Source organism: Limnobacter sp. (assembly GCF_964228395.1).
Classification (GTDB): Bacteria; Pseudomonadota; Gammaproteobacteria; order Burkholderiales; family Burkholderiaceae_B; genus Limnobacter.
This window is the reverse complement of the sequence record NZ_CAXQZX010000069.1, coordinates 1-3,884: the sequence shown is the minus strand read 5'-3', so window position 1 is coordinate 3,884 and position 3,884 is coordinate 1. Positions and strand designations below refer to the sequence as shown.

At 56.2% G+C, this 3,884-nt stretch carries 4 protein-coding genes; 2 read left to right on the top strand and 2 right to left on the bottom strand.

Features of this window, described 5'->3' with window-relative positions:
- Both ACEQU8_RS05500 and ACEQU8_RS05495 read right to left on the bottom strand, forming a co-directional pair.
- The coding region (locus ACEQU8_RS05500; RefSeq protein WP_370262100.1) for a redoxin domain-containing protein at window positions 1-150 on the bottom strand (150 nt) is incomplete at its 3' end.
- A gap of 132 nt (window positions 151-282) precedes the next feature.
- Window positions 283-891 (bottom strand): TetR/AcrR family transcriptional regulator, encoded by a 609-nt coding sequence (locus tag ACEQU8_RS05495; RefSeq protein WP_370262099.1) that lies wholly within the window; start codon window positions 889-891, stop codon window positions 283-285.
- A gap of 120 nt (window positions 892-1,011) precedes the next feature.
- Here ACEQU8_RS05495 and ACEQU8_RS05490 point away from each other — a divergent pair, with 120 nt between their 5' ends.
- Together ACEQU8_RS05490 and ACEQU8_RS05485 are read left to right on the top strand one after the other, a co-directional pair.
- Window positions 1,012-3,465 carry a hypothetical protein gene (locus ACEQU8_RS05490; protein WP_370262097.1) on the top strand — a complete coding sequence of 818 codons (2,454 nt, stop codon included), beginning with the start codon at window positions 1,012-1,014 and terminating at the stop codon, window positions 3,463-3,465.
- Window positions 3,466-3,476: 11 nt separating this feature from the next.
- On the top strand, window positions 3,477-3,884 hold a 408-nt coding region (locus ACEQU8_RS05485; protein WP_370262095.1), incomplete at its 3' end, for a hypothetical protein.

Sequence of the window (3,884 nt, the reverse complement as noted above, 5' to 3'; positions counted from 1 at the left end):
CTCGGTGGGGCACACAAAGGTGAAGTCGGCGGGGTAGAAGAAGAACACGGACCACTTGCCCTTGACGTCGGCTTCGGTCAGTTGGATTTCTTTGCCGCGGCAATAGGCAGTGGCTTTGAATGGCTTGATTTCGGTATTGATCAGAGACATGTGCAGTCCTCCAATTTGGTTAATGAACGGTTAGTAATCTAAGCGTCCGAATTCTACCGAAATTTTTGTGCGATTGCAAAAATTTATTGTAAAAAAATTAGAATAACTTTTCGCTATTGGTTAAGGTGGCGCTCAGGGTGTGGAATTCGCGATCCGCCAATGCAATGACATGTTGTACAAGGTGCTAACAATCACACGCTTGGGCACGTGAGGCTGGGTAACCCACCATTTGGCCATTTGCTCACCGGCGCCAGACAAAGCGTGGGCCAGCGCCAGCACTTCTTCATCAGTAAAGCGGGGCTTTAGATCGGCCAACAGCGCAGCGATTCGGTTGACCGTATCAAAGCGCATGCGTGTGGCCTCTTGCGCGGCGTCCCCGGCCACGGCCACACCACTGTCATATAAAAAACGCCACGCGCTCTGTTCGTTTTCTACGAAGTCGAAGTAGCCTTGGATGCCGCCTTGCAGGCGCTGTTCCAGCCCGTTGCCTGCCATGGCTGCCTTCAATATGTAATCGTTTAAAAGCTCGCGGGCCTGCCTTAAGCAGGCCATGTAAATGCCATCTTTGTGACCAAACAGTTTGTAGATCACAGGGCGGGTAATGCCTGCGGCTTGGGCAATGTCTTCCATGGCAGTGCCTTGGTACCCCCTTTCGATGAACATGCTTTGCGCCACCAGAACAAGCTGGCGCTCGCGCTCTTCAGGCTTCATGCGGGTTTGGGGCTTTTTTTGGTTTGGCATGGTGGTTTTGCGGATGGAATTGTTCTACTAGACGCCTTACGGACGCCTGCTCTAATCTGAAGTTACAGTAATGTAACTTAGGGGCAAAACACAAGACCCCGGCACCGGAGACAATCAATCATGAAAGGCTTAAACGCAGCCCTGCTGCTGGCGGGAGTATTGGTGCTGGGCGGATGCCTGGGCAACGATGGCTTGCTACAAACCGCTGAACCCACCATCACCAACCCGAATGAGGGCGACCCAGGCGGTAACAACGGCGGTGGTGGTAACAACGGCGGTGGTGGCGACAATCCTGAGCCGCCCTTATTCCCGAGCGACCCGATTGTGCGCAGCGAGCCTGCTGGCACTGGGGTTGCACCCGCTGGGGCCGAGCGCTGCGACCCCATCGACCCAGCGTATTGTTTGTTCCCTTTCCCCAACAATTATTTCACCACCGCTGATTCGCAAACCGACACAAAAATGCGTGTCAATCTGAATATTTTCGCCATGCCAAAAAACGTGGCGGGTAAGCCGATTGACCCCACCGATTGGAATCGCAACGATGGATTTTCACCTGGCCAGCCCATTTTGACCCGGGTGCCCGGGCTTGACCTCCAACAAACCGGGGCGGTGCCCATCACCAACATTGAAGCGAGCCTGCAGCCTCAGCAACCGATTGTTTTAATCGACACCCTCACTCTGAAAAAGCAACTGATTTGGGCGGAGTTGGATGCCAACATCACCACCGGTGCATTGGCTTTACCGGGCAGCGACCCTGGGCCTGCCTTGGTCATTCGGGTGGCTAAAAATCTGGAGCCCGGGCGCCGCTATATTGTGGCCTTGCGAAATCTAAAAAATGCCGCGGGACAGACCATTGCGGCCCCCCCGGTTTTTGCCAATTATCGCGATGGGAACCCTTTGGCCAATGCTGCACAGCAGGCCAGAAAACCCTTGATGGAGAACATTTTTGAGGTGCTTGGGTTGGCAGGCGTGGAGCGGGAATCGCTGTACCTCGCTTGGGACTTTACAGTTGCCTCCGAGCGCAATCTCACCGAGCGCTTGGTGCATATTCGGGATATGTCCATTGCAGCCACCAATGGTGCATCGCCTTCATTCACCATTGATGCCGTCATTGACAATCCTGAAAACGGCGGGGCCAGTGCAATTACGGCCAGGCGCATCCGTGGTCACATTGATGTGCCATGTTTTTTAAACAGCCCCAACTGCGTGTCGGGCGGCACCTACAATTACTCGCCCTTGCCTGGTGGCAGCCCGGCCACAGCACTGCCGCAGCGTAACCCACTTACACCCACCTCGCGTGTGCCATTTATTTGCTCGATTGCCCGCAAAACCATGGGCGGCGCGGCTGACCCAGCCCAGGCAGAGCGCGCCGTGCCTGGCCGAGCATCCTTGTACGGCCACGGCCTTCTGGGCTCGCGTGATGAGGGCAACACCTACGATCTGAATGTGCGCGCCATGGCCGAGCGACACAACTTTGTTTTTTGTATGGTGGACTGGGCTGGCCTGGCCACAGGCAACCAGCCCGACAACCAAGCCGACAACCGCAAATACGATCCTTTGTGGGATGGGGCAGGCGGTGACCTGGCCAGCACCGTGTTGATGTTGACTGACTTCAGTGGGTTTAACCGCCTAACCGATCGGTTGCAACAAGGCTTTTTGAATTTCACCCTGCTGGGCAGGGCGATGATTGCAGAGAACGGTTTGTGCACACATCCAGCGTTCCAGGTCAAAGGCGATTGCCTGATTGACCGCAGCACCCTGTTTTACGATGGCAATTCCCAAGGGGGCATCAATGGAGGGCCTGTAACGGCCATATCGCCAGACATTGATTCCGCCACCTTGGGTGTGCCTGGCATGGCTTACTCCACTTTGCTTCAACGTTCTGTGGATTTTGCGCCGTATGCCCCGGCGTTTTATAACGCTTACCCCGCGTCGCTGGATCAGCAGTTTATTCTTTCGCTGATTCAAATGTTGTGGGACCGGGGTGAAAACAATGGTTACGCCTGGAGCCTCGCGCCGGGGCGTGCCCTGCCTGGCACCAAGCCCAACAAACGGGTGTTGCTGATACCGGCATTTGCTGATCACCAGGTTTACATGAACACAGCAGAAATCATGGCGCGCACCATACAGGCGCCCCTGCAATGCCCGGCGGTGGTGGGTGGTCCCTCGCCCCAGCGAGGCCCGGCAGTCATGAAACAGGTGCACCCTGCTGTACGTGCCGAGCAACAGCAGTTCCCACTGGTGTCGTTTGGGCGTAGGCATCCCGATGATCATCCATATTTTGGTTTGCCGTGTATCAGGAAGTATCCGCACACAGGCAATGCGCTCACGGTGTGGGACAGCGGCCCGCGCACCAACGCCGATGGCTCTGAGAACCCCAATGGCAGTGCACCGCCGCCTTTGGACAATCGCCCCATGGCGCAGGGCTACGGGGCAGACCCGCATGGGCACCCGCGCAATGAAGAAAAAAACATGGACATGAAATCGTCTTTTTTAAGCCGGGGCGGCGCCTTGGTGGATGTGTGCAACGGTTTGCCATGCACATCGCGCGGTTTTAACCCAGCCCTAAAGTGAGGATAAGCAGAATGATACAAGTTCAAACGTTTGGCGCCTTGCTCTTGCCCATGCTGTTGGCAGCTTGCCTGGGCAATGGGGGCGAGCTGGCCAATCCAACTCGAACCGATGGCAGCGAGGTTGACCCACCCGTGATCGTAGATCCTCCGCCCCCACCCCCCGTGGTCGATGGTCCTCGGCTCGATGTGTCGCATTTCAAAGCCGCGTCTGCCAAACGCAGCATCGATCCAACCCCGGCACAATTGCAAGGCGTGATGGTCAACAACACCCCCGTGGCAGGCAAGTTGCAGCAATTCAATTTGGGTGGCTATGGCAGCGTGGGCTTTAGTGGCCCGCAAGATGTGGTGAATTTTGACATTGGCGGCCCTCCCGCCAGCGGCTTGGGCGATGGCACCTTTGTGCGCGTATTCCTGATTGAA